The sequence below is a fragment of the Streptococcus mitis genome, assembly GCF_047463435.1.
In the GTDB taxonomy this organism is placed as follows: domain Bacteria; phylum Bacillota; class Bacilli; order Lactobacillales; family Streptococcaceae; genus Streptococcus; species Streptococcus mitis_DS.
Map to the genome: position 1 here is coordinate 1 of NZ_JASHDW010000031.1, position 692 is coordinate 692.

A 692-nucleotide genomic window follows, 5' to 3' on the forward strand; every position below is an offset into this window, starting at 1 on the left:
GGCAAAAATCATGATTATTGGTTGTATTTTAAACGCCAGTATCCAATTTGCCAGAGAAGCCAAGTTCCAAACGCGCAGTGGAGAAATTGTCTCTAAGTTAAAATCAGAAGAAGTGGACTTTCGGCATAGAGAAGTTTCACAAAAATTAAAGCGTCGGTTACGCTTGATAAAAAAAGAAAAAACGGAATAAGGGAGAGTGGGACAGAAATCGGTAATTCGTTAGAATTCGATTTCGTCGTCCCACCTCCGCACAGTTGAGTAGGGCTGTAAAAGCTGATGAAATCAGCGTAGTAGAGCCCACTCAACCACTGCGTCTTGCTCGACAATCCAAAAATAATTGAGAGGCTAGGACTTTTGTCCCAGCCTCTTTTGGTGTATCCTAAATAGGATTTGTGTTCATCGAAGAAAATTTGGGAATTGGTCTCATGACCGATCTGAATCTCTTTCATGAATATCCAAATCTTGTCAAAATTCCGCTGGTTGAAGAGGAAAAATCAGTCTTTTATATTAGTTATGCCTCTACAAATGAAGGGGAACCCCACGCTCTTCTTAGCTCCTTTATTGAACGGTTAGATTAGTGTGAAAAATAAGGAAGCTGGTTTAAAATAGACCAGTAGAAAGTGTCTTGAATAAAATTAGGCTTGTAGAGAAAGGAAATTCATGATTTCGCTTTGTCTGCCAGCCTTTTTTGG

General features: G+C 39.5%; 1 protein-coding gene and 1 pseudogene. Both read left to right on the forward strand.

The features are described from left to right. Positions 1-190: pseudogene (locus QM843_RS09845) on the forward strand (YihY/virulence factor BrkB family protein); the annotation flags it as partial. 235 nt (positions 191-425) lie between these two features. Next, positions 426-578 (forward strand): hypothetical protein, encoded by a 153-nt coding sequence (locus QM843_RS09850; protein ID WP_414399243.1) that lies wholly within the window; start codon positions 426-428, stop codon positions 576-578. The last annotated feature ends 114 nt before the right edge of the window (positions 579-692 follow it).

Bases quoted from the DNA above. Each gene is read 5' to 3' on its own strand.
- QM843_RS09850 (WP_414399243.1), top strand. From the start codon at position 426: ATGACCGATCTGAATCTCTTTCATGAATATCCAAATCTTGTCAAAATT.